This window comes from Synechococcus sp. CBW1107 (assembly GCF_015841355.1).
In the GTDB taxonomy this organism is placed as follows: domain Bacteria; phylum Cyanobacteriota; class Cyanobacteriia; order PCC-6307; family Cyanobiaceae; genus Regnicoccus_A.
This window is the reverse complement of the sequence record NZ_CP064908.1, coordinates 897,582-922,351: the sequence shown is the minus strand read 5'-3', so window position 1 is coordinate 922,351 and position 24,770 is coordinate 897,582. Positions and strand designations below refer to the sequence as shown.

The 24,770-nt window shown below is 64.2% G+C and carries 28 protein-coding genes; 15 read left to right on the top strand and 13 right to left on the bottom strand.

The features are described 5' to 3' along the window. The first annotated feature begins 72 nt into the window (after positions 1-72). On the top strand, positions 73-447 hold the full coding sequence (locus I1E95_RS04975; protein WP_197165973.1) for a hypothetical protein: 375 nt from the start codon (positions 73-75) through the stop codon (positions 445-447). 35 nt (positions 448-482) lie between these two features. On the opposite strand, the gene I1E95_RS04970 is transcribed toward I1E95_RS04975, so the two are convergent. From I1E95_RS04970 to I1E95_RS04940, 7 genes are all read right to left on the bottom strand, one after another. Further along, a complete protein-coding gene (locus I1E95_RS04970) occupies positions 483-965 on the bottom strand; it encodes a hypothetical protein (RefSeq protein WP_197165971.1) in 483 nt (160 codons plus the stop codon). A gap of 38 nt (positions 966-1,003) precedes the next feature. After that, positions 1,004-2,221 (bottom strand): FAD-dependent oxidoreductase, encoded by a 1,218-nt coding sequence (locus I1E95_RS04965; RefSeq protein WP_197165970.1) that lies wholly within the window; start codon positions 2,219-2,221, stop codon positions 1,004-1,006. Next, positions 2,218-3,681: a phospholipase D-like domain-containing protein gene (locus I1E95_RS04960; protein WP_322781923.1), complete on the bottom strand. Its 1,464-nt coding sequence runs from the start codon at positions 3,679-3,681 to the stop codon at positions 2,218-2,220. Before I1E95_RS04960 ends, I1E95_RS04965 begins: the two co-directional genes overlap by 4 nt. A 57-nt stretch (positions 3,682-3,738) precedes the next feature. Next, entirely contained in the window at positions 3,739-3,912 is a 174-nt protein-coding gene (locus I1E95_RS04955; RefSeq protein ID WP_197165968.1) for a hypothetical protein, read from the bottom strand. Continuing rightward, on the bottom strand, positions 3,912-5,021 hold the full coding sequence (locus I1E95_RS04950; RefSeq protein WP_197165966.1) for a DUF4912 domain-containing protein: 1,110 nt from the start codon (positions 5,019-5,021) through the stop codon (positions 3,912-3,914). The genes I1E95_RS04955 and I1E95_RS04950 overlap by 1 nt, the downstream gene beginning before the upstream one ends. Before the next feature lie 199 nt (positions 5,022-5,220). Further along, positions 5,221-5,982: a phycobilisome rod-core linker polypeptide gene (locus I1E95_RS04945; protein ID WP_197165964.1), complete on the bottom strand. Its 762-nt coding sequence runs from the start codon at positions 5,980-5,982 to the stop codon at positions 5,221-5,223. A 116-nt stretch (positions 5,983-6,098) separates the two neighbouring features. Beyond that, the gene (locus I1E95_RS04940; RefSeq protein WP_197165962.1) at positions 6,099-6,725 is read right to left on the bottom strand and encodes a phycobiliprotein lyase; all 627 of its coding nucleotides are present in this window, start codon (positions 6,723-6,725) and stop codon (positions 6,099-6,101) included. Between the two features lie 55 nt (positions 6,726-6,780). On the opposite strand from I1E95_RS04940, the gene I1E95_RS04935 reads away from it, so the two are divergent. After that, entirely contained in the window at positions 6,781-7,680 is a 900-nt protein-coding gene (locus I1E95_RS04935; RefSeq protein WP_231594876.1) for an EamA family transporter, read from the top strand. On the opposite strand, the gene I1E95_RS04930 is transcribed toward I1E95_RS04935, so the two are convergent. After that, positions 7,646-8,035 (bottom strand): hypothetical protein, encoded by a 390-nt coding sequence (locus I1E95_RS04930; protein WP_197165960.1) that lies wholly within the window; start codon positions 8,033-8,035, stop codon positions 7,646-7,648. The two genes, I1E95_RS04935 and I1E95_RS04930, sit on opposite strands and share 35 nt — an antisense overlap. After that, positions 8,028-8,696 (bottom strand): iron-sulfur cluster biosynthesis transcriptional regulator SufR, encoded by a 669-nt coding sequence (gene sufR, locus I1E95_RS04925; RefSeq protein ID WP_197165959.1) that lies wholly within the window; start codon positions 8,694-8,696, stop codon positions 8,028-8,030. The genes I1E95_RS04930 and sufR overlap by 8 nt, the downstream gene beginning before the upstream one ends. A gap of 303 nt (positions 8,697-8,999) precedes the next feature. On the opposite strand from sufR, the gene I1E95_RS04920 reads away from it, so the two are divergent. From I1E95_RS04920 to I1E95_RS04890, 7 genes are all read left to right on the top strand, one after another. Further along, positions 9,000-9,371 (top strand): ferredoxin-thioredoxin reductase catalytic domain-containing protein, encoded by a 372-nt coding sequence (locus I1E95_RS04920; protein ID WP_197165957.1) that lies wholly within the window; start codon positions 9,000-9,002, stop codon positions 9,369-9,371. Between the two features lie 5 nt (positions 9,372-9,376). After that, positions 9,377-10,819, top strand: a complete 1,443-nt coding sequence (gene sufB / locus I1E95_RS04915; protein ID WP_197165955.1) for a Fe-S cluster assembly protein SufB — start codon at positions 9,377-9,379, stop codon at positions 10,817-10,819. A gap of 65 nt (positions 10,820-10,884) precedes the next feature. Beyond that, complete coding sequence (gene sufC / locus I1E95_RS04910; protein WP_197167109.1) at positions 10,885-11,673, top strand: Fe-S cluster assembly ATPase SufC; 789 nt, start codon at positions 10,885-10,887, stop codon at positions 11,671-11,673. Between the two features lie 11 nt (positions 11,674-11,684). After that, positions 11,685-12,929 carry a SufD family Fe-S cluster assembly protein gene (locus I1E95_RS04905; protein WP_370594576.1) on the top strand — a complete coding sequence of 415 codons (1,245 nt, stop codon included), beginning with the start codon at positions 11,685-11,687 and terminating at the stop codon, positions 12,927-12,929. 5 nt (positions 12,930-12,934) lie between these two features. Beyond that, a complete protein-coding gene (locus I1E95_RS04900; RefSeq protein ID WP_197165951.1) occupies positions 12,935-14,236 on the top strand; it encodes a SufS family cysteine desulfurase in 1,302 nt (433 codons plus the stop codon). A gap of 14 nt (positions 14,237-14,250) precedes the next feature. Then, a complete protein-coding gene (locus tag I1E95_RS04895) occupies positions 14,251-14,646 on the top strand; it encodes a L,D-transpeptidase (RefSeq protein ID WP_197165949.1) in 396 nt (131 codons plus the stop codon). A gap of 180 nt (positions 14,647-14,826) precedes the next feature. Further along, positions 14,827-15,153, top strand: a complete 327-nt coding sequence (locus tag I1E95_RS04890; RefSeq protein WP_197165947.1) for a hypothetical protein — start codon at positions 14,827-14,829, stop codon at positions 15,151-15,153. Between the two features lie 6 nt (positions 15,154-15,159). Here I1E95_RS04890 and I1E95_RS04885 read toward each other — a convergent pair whose 3' ends face one another. Continuing rightward, positions 15,160-15,891 (bottom strand): methyltransferase, encoded by a 732-nt coding sequence (locus I1E95_RS04885; RefSeq protein WP_197165946.1) that lies wholly within the window; start codon positions 15,889-15,891, stop codon positions 15,160-15,162. A gap of 100 nt (positions 15,892-15,991) precedes the next feature. On the opposite strand from I1E95_RS04885, the gene I1E95_RS04880 reads away from it, so the two are divergent. The 6 genes from I1E95_RS04880 (at position 15,992) to I1E95_RS04855 (ending at position 22,216) form a co-directional block, all read left to right on the top strand. Next, a complete protein-coding gene (locus tag I1E95_RS04880) occupies positions 15,992-16,963 on the top strand; it encodes an integron integrase (RefSeq protein WP_197165945.1) in 972 nt (323 codons plus the stop codon). 1,078 nt (positions 16,964-18,041) lie between these two features. Further along, positions 18,042-18,896, top strand: coding sequence for a DUF389 domain-containing protein (locus I1E95_RS04875; RefSeq protein ID WP_231594875.1), 855 nt, complete (start codon positions 18,042-18,044; stop codon positions 18,894-18,896). 432 nt (positions 18,897-19,328) lie between these two features. Beyond that, complete coding sequence (locus tag I1E95_RS04870) at positions 19,329-19,814, top strand: hypothetical protein (RefSeq protein ID WP_197165943.1); 486 nt, start codon at positions 19,329-19,331, stop codon at positions 19,812-19,814. 130 nt (positions 19,815-19,944) lie between these two features. Beyond that, complete coding sequence (locus tag I1E95_RS04865; RefSeq protein ID WP_197165942.1) at positions 19,945-20,235, top strand: type II toxin-antitoxin system RelE/ParE family toxin; 291 nt, start codon at positions 19,945-19,947, stop codon at positions 20,233-20,235. 9 nt (positions 20,236-20,244) lie between these two features. Beyond that, entirely contained in the window at positions 20,245-20,553 is a 309-nt protein-coding gene (locus tag I1E95_RS04860; protein ID WP_197165941.1) for an addiction module antidote protein, read from the top strand. 400 nt (positions 20,554-20,953) lie between these two features. Further along, positions 20,954-22,216: an RNA-directed DNA polymerase gene (locus I1E95_RS04855; protein WP_231594954.1), complete on the top strand. Its 1,263-nt coding sequence runs from the start codon at positions 20,954-20,956 to the stop codon at positions 22,214-22,216. A gap of 168 nt (positions 22,217-22,384) precedes the next feature. On the opposite strand, the gene I1E95_RS04850 is transcribed toward I1E95_RS04855, so the two are convergent. The 3 genes from I1E95_RS04850 to I1E95_RS04840 form a co-directional block, all read right to left on the bottom strand. After that, positions 22,385-23,641 carry an IS256 family transposase gene (locus I1E95_RS04850; RefSeq protein WP_197161565.1) on the bottom strand — a complete coding sequence of 419 codons (1,257 nt, stop codon included), beginning with the start codon at positions 23,639-23,641 and terminating at the stop codon, positions 22,385-22,387. Positions 23,642-24,053: 412 nt separating this feature from the next. Further along, positions 24,054-24,221: a hypothetical protein gene (locus tag I1E95_RS16805; protein ID WP_231594874.1), complete on the bottom strand. Its 168-nt coding sequence runs from the start codon at positions 24,219-24,221 to the stop codon at positions 24,054-24,056. A gap of 119 nt (positions 24,222-24,340) precedes the next feature. After that, positions 24,341-24,748, bottom strand: a complete 408-nt coding sequence (locus I1E95_RS04840; protein WP_197165938.1) for a nucleotidyltransferase family protein — start codon at positions 24,746-24,748, stop codon at positions 24,341-24,343. Positions 24,749-24,770 lie beyond the last annotated feature (22 nt).

Genomic DNA, 24,770 nt, shown 5'->3' with positions numbered 1-24,770 from the left:
TGCAGTCAGGCACCCTCGGACACGTCGGGAGCTCCTGGCTAGCCTCGCTGAAGTGCATGATTCCCCAAGCCGATGGCCTTCCCCTCCGCCCAGTCGAGCCGGATCCAGGGGCTGTTGCTGGCGCTGGTCGCCCTGTCCGTCAACTCGGCTCAGGCCGGAGTCATGGGGGCTGCGCCGGCCAAGCCGTTGCCCGAGGCCATCAGCGTCAGCCGGGCCGCAGCCACGGCCGTTCTTGAGAAATCGGGCACCTCAAGCTGCCTCACCGGCAAGCTCACCAATGCCCTGCTCGGCCTCTCCTCCAGCTGTGAGGCCCAGGGTGATCGCTCCCCCCTCTGTGAGCTGGCCAACCGGGCGGCGGTGACCACCGGCTGGTCGATGGAGTTCATGGAGCGCACCTCCAGGGAGTTGCTGAAGCTCTCGGATACCCCCGTGGCCACGACTCCCTGAGCTGAGGGCGGCCACCACCGGGCCGGGACAGCCCCTCAGCGGCCGACCGATCCGAAACCGAAGCCGGAGGGGCGACTCCCGCCTGCGCCTGGAGCACCACCGCCTGTTGCACCAGGTCCGCCTGGACCGCCTGATCCGTCCTTGTTGGCCACAGGTTTGCTCACCGGCCGGCAGCTGCTGACCACCTTCCCAGCGGCGGCATCGATGCCGTCACGCCGGCTCAGGCTGTTGCTCGTGTCGGTCACGGCAATCTGGACCACGGCCCAGAGAGCGTCCTTGCAGAAGCCCGAGAGCAGAGGGTGATCCATCAGGGGATCCGCCAGCTTGCGGGCCCGGTCGCAGGTGGCGGCGGTGTTCTCCCTGCCGCAGTCGAGGGCGGCCAGTTGAACCTTGCGCAGCGTCTCGGCACTGGGGTAGATGGCGTAGCTGTCGTTGGCCCGGGCCGGCCCCATGGCCAGGCCGGGTGCAGCGAGCATCGCGGCGCTCAGCAGCGTGACGGCAAGGCTTGATCGGACCATCGATGCGCTGCAGCAACTTCATCCATCATGGCGGCGGCTCAGACCGAGAGCCGAATCGGGGCCAGGCCCTGCCGCAGGGGCCTCTGGCGCCGCTGCCAGGAGTGTCCGATCCGCTCCCCCAGCCATGGAGCCAGCAGCACCAGGCCGCGGCGCAGCAGGGGTGATCGACGCAGCAGCTGGGCCTGGCGAGCCTCCTGCTGCTGCAGAGCCTGGGCCCTCCGGATCTCCGGCCAGCGCTGGGCCTGGATCTGCTCCAGGCTCCTGTCGATGGCCGCGGCATCTCCCGCCGTCAGGGGCGCCAGCAGGTGGTTGGTGGCCACGATCGCGTCGCGCAGGGCCATGTTGATCCCCTGCGCCCGGATCGGGCTCATCGGGTGGGCGGCATCGCCCAGCAGCAGCAGACCGGGGCGGTGCCAGCGGCGGCAGCAGCCCACCTGCACCGAGAGCTTCAGCGGCGCGCTGATCGCCGGGGCCACCTGGCGCAGGTGATCGGCCAGCCAGCCGTGGGCCATCGCACCAAAGGCTTCGCCCCAGGCCTCGGGGCTGCGCTCGATCCGCTCGCCGGGGCTGAGCACCCAGCCCAGCTGCAGGTCCCCTGGCAGGGCACCATGGAAAAGGCTGCAGGCGCTGCCGTCCTCCCCCAGCAGCATGGTGAAGACGTTGTCGCTCTCGAAGCGGGGGTGGCTGGGTAGGTGGAACCAGAGCAGATCGATGGGGCTGCTGCGGCGCTCCAGCTCCAGGCCTGAGCGCTGCCGCACCAGCGAGGAACGGCCGTCGGTGGCCACCACCAGGGAGGCCTCAAGCCGGCTGCCGTCGCTGAGCACCACCCCGGCGATGCGGCCCCCGGCTTCCATCAGATCGACCACCGCCTGCCCCGGTCTCCACTGGAAGCCGCTGGCCCGGCTGGCCCGCTCCAGCAGGGCGTCGAGCAGCGCCGGCTGGGAGATCAGCGTGCAGGGCTGATCTCCCTCCAGGGGTTCCTCGACGCGGAACAGGTCCCGGCCATGCAGCTGGAAGGACCAGGCGCTGAGAGGCCGCTGAGGCAGGCGGGCGAGCAGGGGGCCGCAGCCCATGTCCTCCAGGGCCGCCAGGCCCGAGGGCATCAGCCCCTCGCCGCGGAACTGGCGCTGAAAATCCCGCGCCGCTTCCACCAGGGTCACCGGCACCCCCCGCTCGGCCAGCAGCATCGCCAGGGACGCGCCGGCCGGTCCGGCCCCCACGATCACGACGGCCTGGGGGGATGGGGCTGAACTCATGGTTGCTGTGTGGCGGTGGCCAGGGCCCGCGGAGTGCCCTGGCCACAGGTCTGGCGGATCCGCTCCAGCTTGCGCCGCAGCCGGGGCGTGATCCCCAGTTCCGCCCCCTGCCACATGCGGTCCTGCTCACGGGTGAAGTGGGCCGCCAGCTGGGGCGACTCCACGATCATCAGTGTTTCGTCATTGCCATGGGCGGCGGACGGACTCCAGTTGAACGAACCCGTGATCACGGTCCTGCCATCCACCACGGCGAACTTGTGGTGCAGCTTGTCGCCGCGAGCCAGGAGGGGTGTTCCCACCCCCTCGATCGGCTGAGCCCAGGGGCTGTTCCCCTGCTCCAGTTTGCAGAAGCGATCCGGCATCGAGACTCCCAGCAGATCGAGCACCTCCGAGAAGCTGCGGCTGGCGAAGCCAGGATCCGCCAGGAGCCGGATCGCCACGCCTCGCTGGCGCAGCTTGGCGAGCCGGTCGGCCAGCCCCTGGGCGGAGAAGACGAACAGACTCAGATCCAGCCGCCGCCGGGTCAGGGCCAGGCGTTGATCGAGCAGCCGCAGGCCCTGGCTGGGATCCTTGCGGCGATGGGGAGCGAAGAGCACTTCGACCCGGGTGGGTCCCACCATCACGGCCTGCACGGGCCCCTCTTCCTTGGCGATGCCGAATCGGCTGTCGGCCAGGCCGCCGGGACCATCCCCCCACATCCGGCTGAATTCGCCGCCGAACAGCGCGGCGAGCTCCCGGCTCTCGAAGCGCAGCAGGTGGTTGACGTTGCCGAGGGTGCGGCGGTCGTCGGGATCGCCGTGGATGCAGGAGGGCGTGAAGTTGGCGGAGCCGGTCACCACCCAGCGCTGGTCCACCACCATGAACTTGTGGTGCATCAGGCCACTGCCCGCGCTGCCATCGGCTGTGTCGTCGATCAGGGGGATGCCACCGCGCTGCAGGATGCGGACGGCATCGCCTCGGTCGCGTTCGCCGCCGCTCAGGCGTCCGTCGTGGTCGGTGTCGGCCAGGGCCAGCAGCTGGCGGTAGCGTCCGAGCTGGTGGGAGCTCAGCCCTGCGGGCAGCTGTTCACTGAAGGGGGTGCTGTAGGTGTTCTCGAGGATCACCCGCACGCGCACTCCCTGGCGCTTCCGCGTCACCAGGGCTTCGGCCACCCGGGGCAGGGACAGCTCCTGCACGGCCACGACAATCTCGCTCTGGGCCCGTTCGATCGTGTCGAGCACCAGCCGCTCAAGGTCATCGCCCCTGCGACGCTCGCCGCTGATCGGGCTCCTGTAGTGGTGGTCGGCGCGCTGGTTGAAGGCCACCTCCACTCCCGCCGGCAGAGGCAGATCCGCCGGGGGTGAGCCCAGGATGCGGGCGGTGGCGGAGCAGCCGCCAAGGGCAACAGCGAGCAGGCCAGCCACGAGAGCGAACGCCCGGGTGGCTGGCCTGGAGGGATCGACGGTGGACTGGGGACTCACGGACAGCTCATGGCGGCTGTCCTGAGCATTCCCCGCTGAGGGGGAGTTGGACTGACCTCAGTGGTGACCTGGCATCTCGGCGGTGCGCAGCATCAGGACGAACCAGAGGGTGCTCACCAGCACAGCCATGCCCACGGCTGTGCCGATGCCCACTTTGACCATCAGGATGGGCACGAGGAACGGCAGGGCGAGGGTGCCGGCCAGCGGGGTGAGGGCCACGAAGGTGCGCATCAGAACCACTCAGCCACGGCCTGGCTGGATGGATTACTGTTGTCTTCGGGGGTGGTGCGCTCGAACTTCAGGGTGATGCTGCGTTTCTGCTCGCCATCGGCGGCCACCGCCTGGATGGGATAGAGCTGCTGGCCGTCGCGGAATGGCACCTGCACGCGGAAGGTGCCATCGGGGGAGAGGGGCACCTCTTCATCGCCGATGGTGAGTTTGGCGGCCGGATCGGTGGCGCCGTAGACGATCAGCTCGGCGTCGGCCACGAGCCAGAAGGAACGCTGGCGGGGTGCCACTCCACCGATGCCCGAGTCGTTGCGACCACTGGCCCAGAGGCCGATGCCCGAATCATGAAGACTGCGCCGGCCTGCAGCGGAGTCGGAGTCCTCGAGCTCGTGGAAGGCTTCGGAACCGCGGCCGAAATGCTTCCAGCGCACCGTGGCGGTCTGGTAGAGACGCTCGTGCAGGCCGCTGTCCGCTCCGGTCGGGTTGGGGTTGCTGTGGGGATAGGCGGTGGCCACGGTCATGTCCGAGGGGGCCGCTTCCAGGGAGAAGGGCACGAACTGGTCGAGGATCTGCTCGCTGGGATGCAGGGCAGGCACCCGGGCCACGGCCGAGAAGCCCATGGAGAGCCAGCCTCCACCGTGCTTGCGGTACCCCAGTTCAACGCGGTAATCGCGGTCACTGAGGGGTACGGGCAGGTACCACTCGGTGGCATGGCTGTCGACGGGCACCTCCTGGAGGGTGTGGGGGTGAGCGGCGCCCGAGGGCAGTCCGGTCACGTCGGCGACACGAAGGCAGAGCTGGCCGGCTCCGGCCTCGATGGCCCTGGTGCGCTCGGCTTCGGCGATCTCCCAGAACACGTAGGCCCACTGGGGGTCCCGGGGCAGGAACACCACCTTGGTCTCGGCCTCCGGGCGCGGAGCCGGACTGAAGCCGGCCTCCAGCCGCTCGAGGCTTGGAGAGGAGGAACCGGGTGCTGCGGATGGCTCGGAGCTGGTGAACTCTCCTTCGCCCTTGACACTGTGGATTTCGTTCAGCAACTCCTCCTTGGATTTGCGGCTGTAGAGGCTCACGCCGAGGTCACTAGCGATCTGGCGGAGCTGACGCAGGGTCATGCGAGCCAAGGACGAGAGAGCCTGAGTCACCGTTTCTCCGGATTTCGTTTGGGATCAGTTTGCGATGAAACCCGCCGATCTCAGTCCTCCGGGCGCCCTCCGTCAGCAACAGCTGACTGGGCCTCAGCTGGATGGCCATGAAAAAAACGGCGGGGTGAACCGCCGTTCTCAGGGAAACCTTGGGGCAGAGCCGCTGGTGTCAGCGGCCGACGCTGCGGTAGGGAACCTTGGAGAGGTAGTCCATGCCGGTGTTGCCCGAGGACGCGGCACCTGTCCGCAGGGCAGGCAGGGAGCGCACCCAGGGCAGGTAGTCCTCGGGGAAGCCACCGCGGCGTTGCCGCGCCCATTTGGGCAGCGACTTGGCGGTCCCGGTGTAGACGATCTGGGGGAAGCCCAGGATGCCCCGGTAGTAGGCCTCGTAGCGGGGCGAGGTGATGTTGAAGGGGGTTTCTCCCACTTCACGGGAGCCCACCACCCGGTTGCGGTGGTAAGGCACGGTGTCGTAGCCGAAATTCTCGAGATACTCGTCGCTGTCGAGGATCTGATCGACGGCGCCGGCCACGCCCTTGGTCATGATCACCGCGGACCAGGCGATCTCCTCGGCTTTGCCATAGACCTGGCGGCCCAGCAGTTTCTCCACCAGGTGACGCGCCACCCGGTAGTTGCTGTTCAGGTTGTAGAAGCTGCGGGTGAAGGTATCCGAGAGGCAGAGGGCCCGGATGAAATCACGCACGGTGATCTGGCCATCGCGCAGCTGCGACTCCAGGATCGTGTCGCGGTCGACCTTGAAGGCGTGGAAGAAGATCTGACGGTAGGCCGCTTCGATCACCACGTTCTGGGCGTTGCGATCAAAGGCCTTGTCCAGCGAGACGCCTTTCGGATCCTCGTCGGAGCCCACGCGAAACGCCTTCACTCGAGAGTTCTGGCTGGTGGGTGCGTACTTCAGAAGCGGGATCGCCACGCGAACATCGTCATCCGTCGCTGTGGATCGTAGAAGTCAGGCCCGATCGAACCCCGCCCGTGGCGGCAGGGCTCACAGTCCGTAACGTTTGACACGTCCGCCGGGGTCAGACCGCCCTACCAGCCGAAGGCCGAGATCAGCGTTCTGCGGGGGGTGGTGGCGAGGCCCGCGGCGCCTTCGCCTGAATCGCTGGTCTCCCCGTCAGCACCGTTCTGCGGGCAGCGGCTTTCCATGCAGAACGACGCGGTGTTGGAGAGTCCTTCCACGGTGCTGGTGCGCAGGCGCAGGTTGGTGTTGGGAAACCAGAAGCGCTCCAGGCTGCTCATCGTTTCGTAGGCCGTCGTCAGCAGCAGGCCATCCCGGTCATCCATGCGGAAGTGGCCCGCCACAGGTGCGGTCTCCGCGTAGCCGCGGTCCCGCAACAGCAGTCCCTCGCGTCCCGAGGAGTCGGTGGGGATCAGACCGAACACCGACTCCCCCTGATGGGCTTCGCCGGCTTTGTCCCAGGCCATCGAGCCGCTCCAGCGCACCTGGCAGCCCCCCACCAGGCCCGCCGGGTCCTGGTCGTGCAGCTCGGCGATCGCCCTGAGGCGCGGGTCACTGGCCTCCACCTCCATGACCTCGATCATTGACCCGCCGGCCTCGGCGCGCCGGTGCAGCAGGTGGTGGCTGGTGCGCTGGGAGCGCCAGCGCCCGCAGCTGAGCCTGAAAAAACTGAGGGCATCGGCGATCGGAACGCTCACGGGGACAGCACGGCTGCAGCGATGATCGCAACTCCCTCACCCCAGCCGTAGCCCGGTGGCCACAACGGGAGTCGTGGCGGCCCTGGCCGCAGCCCTCTGCTGGGCGGTCTCCAGCAGTCTCTGGCGCCGTCTGCCCACCTCCCTGAGCGCAGCCCAGCTCAACCTGGTCAAGAACCTGCTGGCCGTCGGGATTCAGGTGCCGGTGCTGCTGCTGGGGGGCTGGCTGGTGCCGCTTCCTGCGCTGCTGCTGCTGCTGGCCAGCGGTGTGCTCGGCATCGCCCTGGGTGACAGCCTCTACTTCGCGGCCCTGCGCCGGCTGGGGACCCGTCGGACGCTCACCCTCGAAGCGGGTGGGCCGGCGCTGTCGCTGCTGGGCGGGGCTCTGTTCCTGGCCGAGTGGCCCCGCTGGCCCCAGGGGGTGGGGGTGGTGCTGATCTGCCTGTCGGTGGCCCTGGTGGCCCGCCAGCAGCCCCCGGCCGGCGGTCCCGACCTGGCGTCCCGGCCCTCGGGAGGGCAGCACCTCGGCCTGCTGCTGGCCCTGGCCGCGCTGGTCTGCGGCAGTGGCGGCGCCCTGCTCTCGAGGGCGGCGCTGCGGGATTCGGCTCTGCCTCCGCTGCAGTCGGCCACCCTGCGCCTGGCGGCGGCGGCCCTCGTGATGCTGCCGCTGCTGTGGCGGCTGCCGCCCCCGGGCGTGCGCCCGCGGCCCCTGAGGCGGCGCTGGCCCCTGGTGCTCCTGGCCACTCTGCTGGGCACCAGCGCCGGCATCGTGCTGCAGCAGACGGCTCTCCAGCATCTGCCAGTCGGGCTTGCCGTGGCCCTGCTGGCCACCGCTCCGGTGCTGGCTCTGCCCCTGGCGGGGCTGGAAGGAGACCGGCCAGGCCCCACGGGGCTGCTGGCAGCGGTGCTGGCCCTGGCCGGCGTCAGCCTGGTGGCGGGGCTTGGCTGGAGCGGCTGAGGCGGGTTCTGGCCTCGGCCTCCGCCCAGGAGATCAGGTCGCCGATGTCGAGGGCGAGGGGGTCCAGTCCCCGGCTGTCAGCCAGCTCCTGCAACTGCAGAGCGCCGCGTTCGAGCTGGGCGAGGAACACCTGCTGAAACTCGGGATCGGCGGCCAGGGTGCCGTGACGCGCCATCCAGGCGAGCAGGACAGGGCGGGTCGGCAGGGGACCGCAGCGGCTGCCGGCTGCCTCCTGCAGGGTGCGCAGGCAGTGGGCCAGCACACGCAGGTGATGGCGCTCGAGGCTGGGGAGCAGGGTGGCCTCAAGGAGGGCCAGGTCGCCGCTGGCGAGGGGACCGGCAGGGGCCTCAGCCATCCTGAGAGAACTGGGCGGCTTCAGCGCCTCGAGGGGTGATGCGGAATCCGCAGGAGTGGCCGGATTCGAGACGCCAGTGCACACGCTCCACGCTGCAGTCGGGAAAGGTGTGGCGCATCTGCTGCAGTTCCTGGTCACACAGCACGGGGAACTGTTCAGCGAGGCGGGAGACGGAGCAGTGGAATTCGCTCATGCACCAGGAGAGTCCGTCGGGCTCGGGGTGGCAGTCGCTGACGTAACCCTCGCTGCAGCGCAGTTCCACCAGCCGTTCCAGCCGCTCGAGCAGCGTGCCCGTGCCGATCCGGCGGCGGTAGTCGAGGGCCTTGGCGATGGCCTGCTGGCGCAGGAGGGTCTGCACGGTGTCGGCGGGCAGGCTGTCGGCCAGGGAGGTGAGCAGGCCGATGGCGAAATTCTCGCTGCCGTTGGGGAACTGGTCGTGGCCCTCGGCGGTGAGGTGCCAGTGGTTGCTGGGGCGGCCGGGGCCTTCTCCACTGGAGCTGCTGGCCACGAGACCGTCGTCCTCGAGGCTGCGCAGATGGCGGCGCATGATCTGCACCGACACTCCCAGGAGCTCAGCGAGCTGGGCAGCCGTGGCCTCACCCTGACGCAGGAGGAGGGCCAGAGCTGCTTCTCGGGTTGGGGCCTGGGTGGAGGCGCTCATCGAACACTTAGCCCGGTTCGTCCGGTCGCGAACCTTCTGCACACATTGCCACGCTTGTTCAACAGTTGTGGCAACGGGCAGTTCACAATGGCGCCAGGCCCCATCGCCAGCTTGGCTGCCCTAAGGTTGCCAGTAACGAAACAACCGGGTTTCGTAATTCAATGGTGCCGTCACCCCGGTCCGTTGGTTCTTCCCGGGAATTCCAGCAGCCTCCCCGCCCTGCAGCCGCCGGGTTCCGCCTCCACCATCCCCCGCCCGGGTCCTCCGCTGCGGCCTCGGTGACTCTCTCGTTCTTCTGAATTCATGTCCGACGCCCCCTCCGCCACGGCCGCCCCCAGCAGCGACAGCCTGGAGCTGATCCGGCGCTTCGCCGAGGCCTACGCCAAGCGGACCGACACCTACTTCTGCAGCGATCCCGGGGTGACGGCGGTGGTTCTCGAAGGGCTGGCGCGGCACAAGGAGCAGCTGGGCGCCGCTCTCTGCCCCTGCCGCCACTACGAGGACAAGCAGGCCGAGGCCGAGCAGGCCTTCTGGAACTGCCCCTGTGTGCCGATGAGGGAGCGCAAGGAGTGCCACTGCATGCTCTTCCTCACGGAAGACAATCCCTTCCGCGGAGACCAGCAGACCATCGGTCTCGAGGAGATCAAGACCCATATCCAGCCCCCTGCCGCCTGAACGCCATGAGCAGCTCCACCAGCGTCGGCGATCTTGTCAGTCAACCCTATAAATACGGGTTTGTCACAGACATCGAAACCGACAAGATCGACAAAGGTCTCAGTGAAGATGTCGTCCGGCTCATCTCCTCCAAGAAGGAGGAACCCCAGTTTCTGCTTGATTTCCGTCTCCGTGCCTACCGGCAGTGGCTGAGGATGGAGGAGCCCGACTGGGCGGCCCTGGGGCATCCGGCGATCGATTATCAGGAGATGATCTACTACGCCGCGCCTCGCCAGCAGGAGAAGAAGGCGAGCCTGGATGAAGTGGACCCCAAGCTGCTGGAAACTTTTGACAAGCTCGGTATTCCGCTGAGCGAACAGAAGCGTCTCAGCAATGTGGCTGTTGATGCTGTGTTCGACAGCGTCTCGATTGCCACCACCTACCGCGAGAAGCTGGCGGAGCATGGGGTGATCTTCTGCTCGATCAGTGAGGCCGTCAAGGATCACCCCGAGCTGATCGAGCGCTATCTCGGAACGGTTGTTCCCAGCAACGACAACTTCTTCGCGGCCCTCAATTCCGCCGTGTTCAGTGACGGCTCCTTCGTGTTCATCCCGAAGGGCGTGGAGTGTCCGATGGAGCTTTCCACCTATTTCCGCATCAACTCCGGTGACACCGGACAGTTCGAGCGCACTCTGATCGTGGCCGAAGAAGGTGCCTCGGTGAGTTATCTTGAGGGCTGCACCGCCCCGATGTTTGACACCAACCAGCTGCATGCGGCGGTGGTGGAGCTGGTGGCTCTCGACGATGCCTCGATCAAGTACTCCACCGTTCAGAACTGGTATGCCGGTGATGAGAACGGCGTGGGTGGCATCTATAACTTCGTGACCAAGCGAGGCCACTGCCGCGGCGACCGCAGCCACATCAGCTGGACCCAGGTGGAAACGGGCTCGGCGATCACCTGGAAGTACCCCAGCTGTGTGCTGCAGGGAGCCCATTCGGTCGGAGAGTTCTACTCCGTGGCCCTCACCAACAATCTCCAGCAGGCCGATACCGGCACGAAGATGGTGCATGTGGGCCCCCACACCCGCTCCACGATCGTGAGCAAGGGCATCAGCGCCGGCCGTTCCTCCAACAGTTACAGGGGGCTGGTCCAGATCGGGCCCAAGGCCTGGGGTGCCCGCAACTACAGCCAGTGCGATTCGATGCTGATCGGTGATCAGGCGGCTGCCAACACCTATCCGTACATCCGTTCGCAGCAACCCGAGGCCAGCGTGGAGCATGAGGCCAGCACCTGCCGCATCTCCGCCGATCAGCTCTTCTATCTGCAGAGCCGGGGAATCGGTTTCGAGGAAGCGGTGTCGATGATGGTGAGCGGCTTCTGCCGTGATGTGTTCAACCAGCTGCCGATGGAATTCGCGGCTGAAGCCGACAAGCTCCTGGCTCTCAAGCTGGAGGGGTCTGTGGGCTGATCCCTCAGGCGCTGTTGTCCCGGAGCATGGCTCCTTTCTCTGTTGTTTCCCTTGTTCCGCCAGCTGTGATTCGCCCCGACGCCGACACGCTTCTCGAAATCGTTGACCTGCAGGCCCGGGTGGAGGACAAGCCGATCCTCAAGGGCGTCAATCTCACGATCAAGGCTGGAGAGATCCATGCGGTGATGGGCCGCAACGGCAGCGGCAAGAGCACCCTCTCCAAGGTGCTGGCCGGCCATCCCGCCTACACCGTCACGGGCGGCCACGTTCTCTATCGCGGCGCCGACCTGCTCGATCTCGAACCGGAGCAGCGGGCCCGGGCGGGGCTGTTCCTGGGCTTCCAGTATCCCGTGGAGATCCCCGGGGTGAGCAACCTCGAGTTCCTGAGGGTGTCCACCAATGCCCGCCGTCAGGAGAAGGGGGAGGAGGAGCTCGACACCTTCGCCTTCGAGGACCTGGTGCGCGAGCGGCTGGAGGTGGTGCAGATGGATCCCGCCTTCCTCGAGCGCAGCGTGAACGAAGGTTTCTCGGGCGGCGAGAAGAAGCGCAACGAGATTCTGCAGATGGCTCTGCTCGATCCCCTGGTGGCGATCCTCGATGAAACCGATTCCGGCCTTGACATCGACGCTCTGCGCATCGTGGCGGGTGGCGTGAACCACCTGGCCAGCCCCGACAACGCCACCCTGCTGATCACCCATTACCAGCGCCTGCTGGATGTCATCACCCCGGACTACGTCCATGTGATGGCCGGTGGTCGCATCCTGCGCACCGGAGGCAAGGAGCTGGCCCTGGAGCTGGAGGAACGCGGCTACGACTGGGTCGACCAGGAGCTGGCCGTTCTGGAGGTGGCCTGATGGTGGCTGCGATGTCCAACTCCGCTGCTGTGGACGCCTCCAACTGGGTGACCACGTTCCTGGAGCGTTTGCCGGCCCCGGCCGGTCCGCTCGAAGCGGTGCAGTGGCGCGGCCGGGAGGCGCTCTCCCGCCAGGCGCTGCCCTCCCGCCGCCAGGAGGACTGGCGCTTCACCGACCTCGGCCCGCTCACGGCCCTGGCCCCTGCCCCTGCGGCGGCCAGCGAGCCGGGTGAGTGGCCCGAGCAGCCCAGCGCTGCGGCGGTGCGCCTCTGGCTCGATGCCCCTGGCGATCTTCTGGCTGGACAGGACCTGCCTGCCGGACTTTCACCGCTCAGCCCTGAGGAGGTGCAGCTGGCCCTGGGGCACACCCTGGCCGCCTGCAGCTGTGAGCAGCACTGGCCCGTGGAGTTGAACCAGGCCAGCGCCACCCGGGTGCTGGCCCTGCGCGTGAGTGGTGCAGTGGCGCCAACCCTGGAGCTGGTGAGCCAGGCCGCCGGCGACGGGGTGCTGCGCCCCGTGCGGGTGTTGCTGCTCCTGGAGGAGAAGGCCAGCCTGGAGGTGCTCCAGGTGCAGCTCGGTTCCGGTGGCAGCCTCTCAAGCCTGGTGATTGAAGCCCAACTCGGCCGCGAGTCCACGCTGCGCCACGGCCTGCTGGCCCTGGGTGAGGGCCAGGCCTGCTTCTTCGGCCATCTGGCGGTGGAGCAGGAGCCCCGCAGCCGGCTCGAGTCCACATCGGCCAGCCACGGCTGGGCGCTCTCGCGCTTTGAGCCGCGGGTGGTCCAGGTGGATGGCGACGCCACCACCAGCCTCAAGGCCCTGCAACTGGCCGATGGCCAGCAGCTGGCGGACACCCACAGCCGTGTGGAATTCCGCGGACCCGAAGGCCGGCTGGATCAACTGCACAAGGCCATCGCCGACGACCGTGGCCGCAGTGTGTTCAACGGGGCGGTGAAGGTGCCCCGGGCGGCCCAGCGCACCAATGCCTCACAGCTCAGCCGCAACCTGTTGCTCTCCAACCAGGCCCGGATCGACACCAAGCCCGAGCTGGAGATCGTGGCCGACGATGTGCGCTGCGCCCATGGCGCCACCGTGAGCCGGCTTCAGACCGACGAACTGTTCTACCTGCAGAGTCGGGGCCTGTCGGCGGCGGTGGCCGCCGGCCTGCTCAAGCGTGGCTTCTGCGACGAGGTGCTGCGGGCGCTCCCCGCCGCCGCGGCTGCCTGGAGGCCGCTGCAGCGACTGCTTGGGGAGGACTGATCACGATGCCGTTCACCGCCTCCGCCCCCGCTCTCCAGCCTCCTGCCCCGACGCAGTCCGCCGCCGAGGATCTGGCGGCTGTCACCCGCGCCGATTTCCCGCTGCTGGCGGATCAGGCCTGCCTGGGGCAGCCCCTGATCTACCTCGATCACGCCGCCACCAGCCAGAAGCCCCTGGCGGTGCTCGATGCCCTGCAGCGCTACTACCGCCACGACAACGCCAACGTGCACCGGGGCGCCCACCAGCTGAGCGCCCGCGCCACCGACGCCTTCGAAGGCGCCCGCGACAAGACGGCCCGCTTCGTGGGCGCCGCCACGCCGCGGGAGATCGTGTTCACCCGCAACGCCAGCGAGGCGATCAACCTGGTGGCCCGCAGCTGGGGGGATGCCTTCCTGCGGCCCGGCGATGAGATCGTGCTCACGGTGATGGAGCACCACAGCAACCTGGTGCCCTGGCAGCAGCTGGCCGCGCGCACCGGTGCCCGCCTGCGCCACGCCGGTCTCACCGCCAGCGGCGAGCTGGATCTGGAGGATCTGCGCGCGCAGATCAGCGAGCGCACCCGGCTGGTGAGCGTGGTGCAGATCAGCAACACCCTCGGCTCCCACAACCCGATCAGCGCGATCGCCCAGCTGGCCCATGCCGCCGGGGCGCTGCTGCTGGTGGATGCGTGCCAGAGCCTGCCGCACCTGCCGGTGAACGTGCAGACCCTTGGAGCCGATTTCCTGGTGGGGTCGTCCCACAAGCTCTGCGGCCCCACGGGCATGGGTTTCCTCTGGGCGCGGGAAGCGTTGCTGGAGGCGATGCCGCCGTTCCTGGGTGGCGGCGAGATGATCCAGGACGTGTATCTGGATCACAGCACCTGGGCGGAGCTGCCCCACAAGTTCGAGGCGGGAACGCCGGCGATCGGTGAGGCCGTGGGCATGGGTGCCGCCATCGATTACCTCACGGCCCTCGGGCTCGAGCGCATCCACGCCTGGGAGCAGAGGCTCACCGCCCACCTGTTCCAGCGGCTGCAGGCGATCGACGGGCTGCGGGTGCTGGGTCCCACCCCCCAGCAGCAGCCCGACCGTGGCGCCCTGGCGTCCTTTGTGGTGGAGGGGCTGCACGCCAACGACATCGCCGCCCTGCTGGATGCCAGCGGCATCTGCATCCGCAGCGGCCACCATTGCACCCAGCCCCTGCACCGCCACTACGGCATCAGCGGTTCGGCGCGCGCCAGCCTCAGTTTCACCACAACAATCGAGGAGATCGATCGCTTTGCCGAGGAACTGGCGAGCAGTGTGTCCTTCCTGCGGGAACACGGCTGAGCAGGGGCTGCTTGATGCTGGAGCTGGTGGCGGCGCTGCTGATCGATCTCTCCGACCAGAAGCTCTACGCCTACGACGATCGGCAGCGCCTGCTCTATGCCGCCCTGGTCTCGACGGGCCGCCCCGCGACGCCGACCCCCACAGGGCAGTTTCAGATCGGCAGCAAGTACAGCGAAACGACGCTGGTGGGGCCCGATTACCGCATCCCCGCCGTGCCGAACGTGATGTGTCTCAGCGGTGGCGGCCTGGCTCCTGATCGCCTGTGCATCCACCCGGCACCCTGGCAGGAGCGTGCCGGGGAGTGCTTCGGCGTGGCCCGCAGCCACGGTTGCATCCGCACCACGAGCGCCACGGCCCGCTGGCTGTTTCCGCGCACCGCCGTGGGCACGCCGGTGGAGATCCGGCCCTGAGCAGAGCTCAGCCCCCCCGCGGGAGCACAGCTGGAGCGGGAACTCTGAGTTTGCGGAATGTTGGCATCACGCTTGAGGCCATCAATCACTCGATGGAGGCTGGTTTAATAGGGTGCGGCCTGGATTTCGTGCACAGCTTTATCACGGTCACGGCAGTCTTCGATCACTGAATTAAGACGCATGGGTTTTCATCCAACGGTGATGCTCCTGATTGGAGGAGTGATTCTCACCATCGGTGATCTCGCCATCAAGATCTGGATCATCAAGGAGAATCGACCAGCCTTCTGGCTGGGCATGATGATCTATATGGTGGGCATGGCCATCCTTGCCCATGCCTTTCGCTACAGAAACATCGCTACAGCATCGATCATCTGCGTGGTCTTCAATGTGATCACACTGATTCTGGCAACAAGGCTGATCTACGGCGAGAGCATCAGCAAGCAGCAATATGTGGGAATGGGGGTGGGGGTGCTGGCGATCATCATCCTGGAATCCGATCAGGCCTGAGTGGATTCAGAGGGGTGTGAGCCTGGCCAGGGCTTCGGCTCGGTGCTGTCCGCGCCAGAGCCACTGCCAGCCCCAGCCGCAGGCTTCGGCCATTGATTCAATGGCCGCGGCGTCGGCTGGAAAATCGAACTGGCTGAGGTGATCGATCACCCTCTGGCCTTCTTCGGCGGGGATTGACGTCCAGCCCTTGCGGATCCGCTGCACGTAGCGCTGCAGGTAGCTGTCGCGGCTTTCACCGGGATCCCGGAACACGTCGGCCCAGAGCAGCATCCCGTCGGGGGCCACGCGGGAGCGGGCTCCAGCGAGGAACTGGCCCTTCTGTTCGTCGCTGAGGTGATGCACGGCGAAGGAACTGTGGATCAGGTCCACCGGAGCGGTGCTGGCGGAACCGGCATCAGCGGGGACGGATCCTTCAAGGGCCCAGGAGAGCAGATCCTGCTCCCGCCAGGCGCAGGGGTAGGGCACCCCCTGCAGCTGCGCGGCGGCGCGGGGCAGCACGGGGGCGGAGAGATCAAGCCCGTGGTAGGAGCCCAGGGGCAAGCGGCGCAGCAGCGGCGCCAGCAAGGCGAGGTCCCCGCAGCCCAGGTCCACCATGTGGGGCTGCGGCGATCCAGGGGGCCGCTGGGCCAGCCAGCCCTCGATCGCCGCGGTGGTGGCCGCTGAGAGCGCCTGATGCTCCATCAGGTCGTGGTCGACCACCCGGCGGTAGGTGCTCCATTGGCGGTCGAAGAAGTCCATGCCTGAGGCCGGGCGGCCGTTGCGGTCTGCCGCCGATCGTGCGCTGAGCGTAGGCGCCCTGGCGTGGGAACACTTCACGCAGGTTGCTCAACCTCTGCTCATGGTCCCTGTAGCCCGCTCCCCCGGATTGATTCAGCGCTACCGGGAGGAACTGCAGGTGCGGCACTACGCCCGACGGACCGTGACGACCTACGAGCAGTGGCTGCGCCGCTTTCTGCGCTTTCACGGGAGACGGCATCCCCGCGAGATGGGCAGTTCTGAGGTGAATGCCTTCCTCAACCACCTGGCGGTGGACCTGCAGGTGAGTGCCTCAACCCAGAACCAGGCCCTGAGTGCGCTGCTGTTTCTGTTCCGGGAGCTGTTGGAGCGGGATGTGGCGCTCGACGGTGTGGTGCGGGCGCGGACGAGCAAGCGGCTGCCGGTGGTGCTGACGCCGGAGGAGGTGCGGGCGGTGCTGGAGCGGATGGATGGCGTGGAGGCACTTGTGGCGGGGCTGCTTTACGGCAGTGGGCTGCGGCTCCTGGAGGCCCTGCGGCTGCGGGTGCAGGACCTGGATTTCAGCCGGAAGCAGCTCACCGTGCGCGATGGCAAGGGGTCCAAGGATCGCCGCACCATGTTGCCGAGCCGTGTCGGGGAGAAGCTGAGGCTGCACCTGGAGAAGGTCCGTCGGTTGCATCAGACGGACCTGGCCGAGGGCTATGGCCGGGTGCAGCTGCCGCATGCGCTGGGACGGAAATACCCCAATTCCGCGGTGGAGTGGTCCTGGCAGTGGGTGTTTCCGCAGACGCATCGCTGGACTGATCCAGCCACCGGCCAACAGGGTCGGCATCATCTGGATCCCAGTCTGATCCAGAAGGGTGTGCGGCGAGCCGTGCTGGCGGCAGGTGTCAACAAGCCGGCGACACCTCACACCTTCCGCCATTCATTTGCCACCCACCTGCTGGAGCGAGGGCAGGATATCCGCACGATCCAGGAATTGATGGGACACAGCGATGTCAAGACTACGATGATCTACACGCATGTGCTGAATCGAGGCCCTCTGGGCGTGAGCAGCCCCGCCGACCTTTTGTAACGGCACAAACGGCCTTAGGCGGATCCGCCTAAGAATCCGTGACGTGTGAGGGATCTCGGCTACTTCAGCGCGAGGACAAGGTTTTCACGCTGTTGCTCTCAGGCCGAGCCGCTCGTATGCTGCTAAGAGAGGCAAGATGGCGGTATTCACTGGATCCGCCCATTCAGCGTTCGAAGGATCGTGAATCCACCTGGTTGGCTTATGATCACGAGTAGGCCTGCGTTCTTCCAAAAGTGTAAGTGTCAAACCGAATGGCCGGGATAGCTCTCAAATGCCAAAACGAAATCTTCTTCCCTTTTACAATCTCCAGCATTAGAGAGGCAGCTTTGAATGGATAGACGCAGGTACTGGCGTGTTGTCGTTTGGGGTTCTGGATTCGGCGCTGATGGAGGTCTCTGTCGTACGCCAGAGGAGGCAGATGATGCAGTGGACTATTTAATCCAGTGCTTGGGTTGGGAGCCTGAGATGGTCTCCGTTGAAGAGCTTGATCTTACCCTTGCGGAAAAGAATGAGATTGCGAAAATGAACCGACCATCCGAGTGGTTTACAGGCCCAAGGGGTGGCACGTACCGTCTTAGCGGAACCGGACGATCACGCATTTATATCTAAGAATTGCTCAATTTCCCCCGCCGTCAGGAAAGTTGTCGCCTGTAACTTTGACCCCAAGGCCCCAAGCGATCACATGGGCGGCGTTGCCGCAAAGCTATCCTGGCGGACATCAGCAAGCAGATGAGTTCACCCGCCCTTCATCCGTACTGCATCTGAAGCTGAGGACTGCGGACGTTTCCTGTGGGGAAACGACACTTCGAACAACCAGATGCAGAAGGCGGTAGCAATAGCGACCTGCTATGCCGAGATTCCTGCTCGCTTCTGATCTGGAGCGTTAGGTGGATAAGCCTGCTCGCGCTTCTGTTGCCGGAAACCTAGTGTATCGATGACAACTCCGCCTCCCACAGGAATACTCCGCAGCGACGACTCAGTTGTTCAAGGTGTGGGCATTTGGGGCATCCCCAACTACCACACCACATTAGAGCGGCGTGCCGTCGCTGGAGGGGCCATAACTGGCGGGTACCTCTCGATGGTGGTGGCTGCGACCGTGATGGCCACGGCTGGACTGTTGCTCAACAGCGCGGCAGCCGTCATCGGTTCGATGTGTGTCGCCCCTTTTATGGCGCCCTCACGTGCAGTCTGTATCGGTGCGCTGTTTCGTAACAGGGCTGTCTTCTTTGGAGGAATCGTCAAGCAGTTCGTCGGCCTGCTGGTAATTGGTGCCTGTGTAGCTGCTCTAATTACGTCTGCACTGCGACAGTATTTTCCGGGCATCGACATTACGCCCGAGATCGCACTTAGAGCGATGCCGACATCACGAGACGTGGCCTTGAGCGTGCTTATTGCGGTTTCAGCGGGCGCGGCCGCTTCGCTTGCGCTGATCACAGAACCCAGCACCATAGAACGGCTGTGGGGACAGGTCATTGACGCAGTCATCGGGGTCCAGGTGGCTATCTCGCTCATTCCCCCAGCCGCGGTAATCGGCATCGGATGGGCGCTCGGAAGCCCCGAGCACAGCTGGAATGCATTTGGCCTGCTGGTGCTCAACGTAACTGCGTTGGACCTCGTTGGCAGCATCACAATCCTCGTGATCCGCGGGGTGCGTCGTCGTCACCTCGAGCTCAAGAAGAGTATCCGCGAGACCGTTGCACTGACCCTCCATTATGTTCCCGGTTTCATTCCGATTGGGAGCACGGTCAACGTGACGCTGTTGGGGGAGAAGGACGCGCTCGTTGACGTCATTTTACGGCGGCGTTTCGGCGGCAAGATCCCGGAGACGTTGGCGGCCACGATTTCAGATGACATCCTAGAGAAGACCTTCTGCCGAGCTAATGTCAGCGTGGAAGTCATTCCGATGCTGACGCACGTCCGCGCACTAGGGTGATCGAGCGACCGCGGTGAACGGTTTACTAGATCGATTGTGGATCACGGAATCACTCCTGTTTGGCTTCCGTACGGTGCATCCACCTAACAACCGGTTGCAGCGGACGGCGCCGCGCGCCGCCGCTGAACCGGAGCGTTAGGAGGAGCCGAATCCAGCCTTGCAGCTATGATTGCAAACCTTCAAATCACAGTTGAGCAATGGAAGAAACTCAGCGAACTCGGCTAGTCCAGCATTTGGAGCAGAAATGGACGAATAAGAACTGCACCATGTGTGGAGAGTCTGCTTGGAATGTACCGGAGGAGATCTACGAGTTGAGGGAGTTTCATGGTGGTGGTTTAGTGGTTGGCCCTGTACCTATAGTTCCAGTACTTCCGGTCACATGCTCAAACTGTGGAAATACAGTCTTGATAAATGCAATAGTAGCTGGCGTTGTTGCTCAAGAAGGTGGCAGCAATGACTGAACCATCAGTATTTACGACATCTAGGAAGTATACGATTCTACAGCCAGTTGAGCAGGCGGCATTCTTCCTCCCGGTTGAGGAGTGGAATGATCTCAGGGAAAAAGTTGATCAGATTGAAGATGATGCGAATCTCTGGCATACAATAGGAGGTATTCTGGTTGGAATTGCCGGATCCGCATTCTTCGGGGCGTTGGCTTTCCATTGGATGCCGCCAAAAGACTGCATTGCCGGAAGGACTGCCACAGGAGCGTGTAGCGTCCAGGAAGTTGCTAACTATACACCTGCCTATTTGTGCTGGGGCCTATTCGCTGCGACAAGCTTGTCTGGAGGCTTATCATTCTTTTTTGGTAGCAGACAAGTCGTTGCTCAGAGGAGGGATAAAGCTAGCGTTCTTTCGGACATGGACCGTATTCTAAAAAGATATGAGAAGCCAGCCGATCTTTCGCATCCCTCCTAACATCCAGATACAGAAGACGGGGGGCGAAGAATGTTTCCATGCCAAAGATTTGCCCCGCTTCTGATCTGGAGCGTTAGACAGACGAAAGGAGTGGGTTGCGCTTGCGTATCTCTTGGGATACAGTGCTTCCATGCTGGAGGTTCGGGAGACTACCGCTTATGCCAATTGGTTTAGGGGCCTGCGTGATCGCGCAGCCAAGGCGCGAATAGACATTCGAGTAAGGCGTCTATCTCTTGGTAATCCTGGGGATGTACGCCCAGTCGGGGAAGGCGTCTCCGAACTTCGGATTCAATTCGGCCCAGGCTACCGAATATATTTCATCCAGAACGGTGAGGAGTTCATCCTGCTTCTAGCAGGTGGAGACAAATCCTCTCAAGCACAGGATGTTAAGCAAGCTAAAAGTCTTGCGCGAAACCTTTAGGAGAGACTCATGACTAAGACGTTTACTACTCGCTGGGATCCTGCAGACCATCTTGTAAGCAGCGAAGACCAGGCTGCCTATCTTGAAGCAGCACTCGAAGATGGCGACCCCAAGGTCATCGCTGCCGCGTTGGGTGATATTGCTCGTGCCAAAGGAATGACACAGATCGCCCGTGACGCTGGCCTTGGTCGTGAGAGCCTCTACAAGGCTTTGTCAGCTGGTGGAAATCCAGAGTTCGGTACGATCTTAAAGGTTATCTCTGCGCTAGGTCTTCAGTTGCATGCAAGTCCTGCAGATGAGGCGAAGGCAACTGTCTAACACCGCCATTCACCTGAGCCGCCACCGCAAAGTGATCAGCTGTACGCATCACTCTTTGCGGCCAGGTGATGGCAAGCGTTGGACTGACTCTTTTACCTTGGTGGCATTGTGATTCTGAAAGACATTCTCGCGAGGGGTTACTTTCCCAGAGAACTCCCGAACCCGTTCACAACTGAAACGCTTGCTAGCACCTGTACCGCACCAGGTGCCACTCTGCCTTCAGGTTTTCAGCTTGACTCTAGCCAGCGTAATGGTCGACTAGAGACGACAAAGCCGGCACGTTACTCTTTGGCCCGTGGTGGTCTTCTTCGCCGCGCCCTAGATGTTCCAAATCCAGTCAGTCAACATGCACTGGCACTTGAGATAGTATCTAACTGGACCGACTTAATTCCGGCTGTTGGTGGTACTATTATGTCGTCAACAAATCCAGTATACGCATCCTCGGGAAGGGGCTATACAAGCGTCTAAGCCCCAAAGCCATCGTGCGCTAGACGCAGTCGAGTCAAGGCGCAACAACAGATTTATTCTAAAGACAGATATTAGTCGTTTCTATCATTCAATCTACACCCATTCTCTTCCTTGGGCACTGCACACTAAGGCGGTTGCTAAGCGAGTGAGAGACAACACGCTATTGGGAAACCGGTTAGATCTGCTTGTGCGATCCGCGCAAGACGGACAGACAGTCGGAATACCAATTGGGCCTGACACATCTCTAGTTCTTGCTGAAATACTGATGCAGGCCTGTGACAAGGAATTGATAAATGCCATTCCAGGCCTGCGAGGTCATCGCTATATTGACGATTATGAACTTGGCTTTAGAAGTAGGACGGAAGCCGATGAGGCGTTTCATCGACTAGAGAGCATCTTGGCAAAGTATGAATTAGCCCTAAATCCAAGGAAGACAAAGGTAATTGATTTACCGGCGCCTCTTGATTCGACCTGGGTGGCTCAATTGAGACGACATCCGCTCGACTCTGCAAAGGCAAGATCCCAGCTAACCGAACTCATTGACTATTTTACTCTTGCTTTTTACTTGGCGGATATTCATTCAAGCCAACCAGTCTTGCAGTATGCAGTTGCCCGTGTGAGTGGTATCAAAATCGATCCCAGCAACTGGAACATCTTTTGCACTCTGCTCCTCAACTGCGCAGTTCCGGAGCCAGCCTGCCTTCCGTATGTACTTCAGACACTCATTCGCCGCGTGAATGATGGTGAACCCTGCCCCCATGCAGCCCTAGAGCAGGCACTCTGCACGATCATCACGGAACACGCACGCCTTGATCACACCAGCGAAGTGGCATGGTCGCTCTGGGCCTGTCTCGCATTGAGAATCCAAATCGATTCCGCCTCAGCAACGGCACTTGTTGAGTGCGACAACTCGTTTGTTGCACTTCTCACACTGCATGCAAACGACATAGGCCTCATACCAGGAGGCATAGTTTCTACCCTTTGGAGCAGCTATATGACTGCTGAAGCGCTCTACGACGAGAACTGGCTACTAGCTTATGAAGCGAATATCAAAGGGTGGCTTCCATCGGTTCATGGCGCCGACCACGTTAATAGCGATCCTCGCTTCAGCTTTCTCAAGAGTGCTGGTGTCAGTTTTTATGATTTGGCCGCTGCAGCACCACCTGCTACGGTAGCGCCCCTCCGAGTGGTGTAACTCAGGAGGTCCTGTGACCCTCTCCGGAGGGTGAACAGGAGCAGTCAGGGGATGACTGCTTGGAAGCTGATTGCGCAGCTCCATTGATCCATTATGAACCCTGATCGCTGAATTGGCAACTCAGCGATCGATGTGTTCTGTGTAGATCGAGGTAGAAGCTGGTGCGCTTCAGCTGATGGTTGCAGCCGGCTGGGCGTTCGGATCTGCATCGGTGAGCTCCAAGGGCTCTTCTGGCTCTGGGATCTTGGCCATGGTGGCCTCAGAGAAGAAGCGGCGACGCTCCAGCTGCCATTCCTCCTGCTGCTCCAGCAGCTGGCTGCCCACCAGGCGCACGATCGCTGGATCATTGGGGAAGATGCCGACCACGTTGGTGCGGCGTTTGATCTCCTTGTTGAGGCGCTCGAGCGGGTTGGTGCTCCAGACCTTGCGCCAGTGCTCCTGGGGGAAGTGCAGGAAGGCCAGCACGTCGTCCCGGGCGGCTTCCATCACGGGCACGGCGCCGGGGAACTGCTTGCGCAGCATCTCGGTGACCCGCTGCCAGTGGGCGCGCACCTGATCTGGAGCCTGGATCACGAACACCGCTTTCATGGCAGCGGCCACCATGTCCTGGCCGGCCTTGGGCACATGGCTCAGCAGGTTGCGCAGGAAGTGCACCCGGCACCTCTGCCAGCTACTGCCCTGGAACATCCGCTTGATCGCTGCCGTCAGGCCCAGGTGGGCATCCGAGATCACCAGGCGGGTGCCGTCGAGGCCACGCTCCTTGAGTGAGCCCAGGAACTGACGCCAGAAGCCCTCCGCCTCGCTGTCGCCCACGGCAATGCCGAGAACTTCGCGGTAGCCGAGGGCATTGATGCCGATCGCCACCACCACCGCCCGCGACACCACCTGCATATTTCGGCCCAGGCGGCCGTGGAGGTAGGTGGCGTCGAGGTAGACGTAGGGAAAGCGGGCATGGTCAAGCGGCCGGCCCAGAAAGGCTTTCACCTGCTCATCGAGCCCCTGGCAGATGCGGCTCACCTCCGATTTGGAGATGCCGCTGGCCCCGCCCAGCGCCTCCACCAGGGCGTCGACCTTGCGGGTGGAGATCCCGCCGGTGTAGGCCTCCATCACCACGGCGTAGAGCGCCTTGTCCACCCGGCGGCGTGGCTCCAGCCAGCTGGGAAAGAAGCTGCCCTGCCGCAACCTGGGAATGGCCAGGCTGAGGTCGCCCACCTGGGTGGTGAGCAGCCGCTCCCGGTAGCCGTTGCGATGGGTGGAGCGCTGATCGGGGCAGCGCTCATGGAGTTGAGCGCCCGTGAGGGCAGAAACCTCGGCTTCCAGCAGGTCCTGGAAACCCCGGCGCACGATCTCTGGGATCAGGGCGCCAGCGGTGGTGCCCTCCATGAGCTGGCTCAGCTCGGAGGCGCCACTATGGGTGAGGGTCATGGTCTGTGTTCGGTTTGGTGGTAGTTCTCCGAACAGGGTCACAGACCGGCCCACCCATTGCCACAGCTGAAATCTGAGGGAGGTGAGCCGTCAGCCCCGGCTACGCCGGGGCTGATCCTCCTGAGTTACACCACTTGCTGGGACGCCGCTGGGCATCCTTGAGCGATTAATGGATATGGAAGCCCAGTTGGGCTATGGATAAGGACGCGAAGAGTGTCTTCTGCCCGAAGGCCAGGGCTCTCGGCCGGGAAGGTTGTCCCCCGGCTCTTGCGATCAGCCGTTGTCAGGTTGGATGGAGACGACGGAGGCTGGCTCCACTGTGGTGGCGCTGGCCCTTGCGCACGGCCGCCGATTCGTGAGCTTTGATCAGTGCATCAGCCTGGATCTTGACCGCCCAGGGCCAGCACAGAGCTCACTCGGCGGCCTTGATCGCGGCCTGGCACTCCTGTCTCAGGGCGTCGATCTGACGCAGAAGGTACTCCCGCGGCGCCGGCAGTGGAAAGGGCCCTTCTGCGTAACGGGCTTCCACCGCGAAGGTCTGCAGGTCCAGCAGCGCCGGATCCAGTGAAAGGCCAGCCATGGCGGGGAGTTCCGTCAGATCAAGCCGCTGCGGCGGACGGGCATCAGCCAGCACGATCCAGGCTGAGTTCCAGCGCCCTGAGATGGCGCTGCACGATCGCCAGCAGCAGTGCGGCGTCTTCAGCCGGCGGCATACAGCACCTTCCCCTCGCGGGCCACATCGCCCATCACATGCCAGCGCGATCCCGCCAGATGAGCGGCATCCGCCGCGCCCACCACCACCAGATCCACATTCTGGCCCAGCAGTCCGAGGGCGTCCCGGCATCGCCGCCAGCAGACACGCTTCTGCTCCGGGGTAAGGCTGGCTTCCGCACAGATCACGGCCAGATCCAGATCCGAATCCGCTCGCGCCTCACCACGCCCGCGCGAACCGAAGGCCACCAGCGCCCGGATTCCCGGCTCACGGCAGAGCCTCTCCAGGCCGGCCTGCAACCGGGCCGGCTCCAGCCCGGGACCCAGCTCCACCGAGAGATCCAGGGGCTTGGCTGCCTGCCAGGGCAACGGTGCCGTCGCGCTCACTCCAGCCATGATTCAACGTCAGCTGTGGCGG

What these genes read in the sequence shown, in the direction of transcription:
- I1E95_RS04975 (WP_197165973.1), top strand. Translation starts at nt 73, where the DNA reads ATGGCCTTCCCCTCCGCCCAGTCGAGCCGGATCCAGGGGCTGTTGCTG.
- I1E95_RS04970 (WP_197165971.1), bottom strand. Translation starts at nt 965, where the DNA reads ATGGTCCGATCAAGCCTTGCCGTCACGCTGCTGAGCGCCGCGATGCTC.
- I1E95_RS04965 (WP_197165970.1), bottom strand. Translation starts at nt 2,221, where the DNA reads ATGAGTTCAGCCCCATCCCCCCAGGCCGTCGTGATCGTGGGGGCCGGA.
- I1E95_RS04955 (WP_197165968.1), bottom strand. Translation starts at nt 3,912, where the DNA reads ATGCGCACCTTCGTGGCCCTCACCCCGCTGGCCGGCACCCTCGCCCTG.
- I1E95_RS04950 (WP_197165966.1), bottom strand. Translation starts at nt 5,021, where the DNA reads ATGACCCTGCGTCAGCTCCGCCAGATCGCTAGTGACCTCGGCGTGAGC.
- I1E95_RS04930 (WP_197165960.1), bottom strand. Translation starts at nt 8,035, where the DNA reads ATGGCTGAGGCCCCTGCCGGTCCCCTCGCCAGCGGCGACCTGGCCCTC.
- sufR (WP_197165959.1), bottom strand. Translation starts at nt 8,696, where the DNA reads ATGAGCGCCTCCACCCAGGCCCCAACCCGAGAAGCAGCTCTGGCCCTC.
- I1E95_RS04920 (WP_197165957.1), top strand. Translation starts at nt 9,000, where the DNA reads ATGTCCGACGCCCCCTCCGCCACGGCCGCCCCCAGCAGCGACAGCCTG.
- sufB (WP_197165955.1), top strand. Translation starts at nt 9,377, where the DNA reads ATGAGCAGCTCCACCAGCGTCGGCGATCTTGTCAGTCAACCCTATAAA.
- I1E95_RS04905 (WP_370594576.1), top strand. Translation starts at nt 11,685, where the DNA reads ATGTCCAACTCCGCTGCTGTGGACGCCTCCAACTGGGTGACCACGTTC.
- I1E95_RS04900 (WP_197165951.1), top strand. Translation starts at nt 12,935, where the DNA reads ATGCCGTTCACCGCCTCCGCCCCCGCTCTCCAGCCTCCTGCCCCGACG.
- I1E95_RS04895 (WP_197165949.1), top strand. Translation starts at nt 14,251, where the DNA reads ATGCTGGAGCTGGTGGCGGCGCTGCTGATCGATCTCTCCGACCAGAAG.
- I1E95_RS04890 (WP_197165947.1), top strand. Translation starts at nt 14,827, where the DNA reads ATGGGTTTTCATCCAACGGTGATGCTCCTGATTGGAGGAGTGATTCTC.
- I1E95_RS04885 (WP_197165946.1), bottom strand. Translation starts at nt 15,891, where the DNA reads ATGGACTTCTTCGACCGCCAATGGAGCACCTACCGCCGGGTGGTCGAC.
- I1E95_RS04880 (WP_197165945.1), top strand. Translation starts at nt 15,992, where the DNA reads ATGGTCCCTGTAGCCCGCTCCCCCGGATTGATTCAGCGCTACCGGGAG.
- I1E95_RS04875 (WP_231594875.1), top strand. Translation starts at nt 18,042, where the DNA reads ATGGTGGTGGCTGCGACCGTGATGGCCACGGCTGGACTGTTGCTCAAC.
- I1E95_RS04865 (WP_197165942.1), top strand. Translation starts at nt 19,945, where the DNA reads ATGCTGGAGGTTCGGGAGACTACCGCTTATGCCAATTGGTTTAGGGGC.
- I1E95_RS04860 (WP_197165941.1), top strand. Translation starts at nt 20,245, where the DNA reads ATGACTAAGACGTTTACTACTCGCTGGGATCCTGCAGACCATCTTGTA.
- I1E95_RS04850 (WP_197161565.1), bottom strand. Translation starts at nt 23,641, where the DNA reads ATGACCCTCACCCATAGTGGCGCCTCCGAGCTGAGCCAGCTCATGGAG.
- I1E95_RS16805 (WP_231594874.1), bottom strand. Translation starts at nt 24,221, where the DNA reads ATGGCTGGCCTTTCACTGGATCCGGCGCTGCTGGACCTGCAGACCTTC.
- I1E95_RS04840 (WP_197165938.1), bottom strand. Translation starts at nt 24,748, where the DNA reads ATGGCTGGAGTGAGCGCGACGGCACCGTTGCCCTGGCAGGCAGCCAAG.